General features: G+C 59.9%; 1 protein-coding gene. It reads right to left on the reverse strand.

The window, feature by feature from the left end:
• A partial coding sequence (locus Q0852_RS23820; RefSeq protein WP_299022935.1) for an Ig-like domain-containing protein occupies nucleotides 1-287 on the reverse strand: 287 nt, incomplete at both ends.

A 287-nucleotide genomic window follows, 5' to 3' on the forward strand; every position in this document is an offset into this window, starting at 1 on the left:
GTCGCAGTATATGTGGTGCCACTACCACTAAAGCCGCTCAGTGAACCACCGACCACGGTAATATCACTTTCCGCAAAATCCGAACTCGCTTCACTCAGGGTAAAGGTCAGCGCTGCGGTCTCGCCGGCTTTCAGGCTCGCCGTGTCACTGCCGATGCTGATCCCCGGCAGTACGGTATCCAGGCTGATACTGAGCTGGGTCGCCGCGGTGTTGGTATTCCCCGCGCTGTCGGTGAAGGCATTGACCGCCACATCGATGGTCGCTGCCGCGGTACGGTCACTGTCCGG

It is taken from the genome of uncultured Photobacterium sp. (assembly GCF_947502415.1).
In the GTDB taxonomy this organism is placed as follows: domain Bacteria; phylum Pseudomonadota; class Gammaproteobacteria; order Enterobacterales; family Vibrionaceae; genus Photobacterium.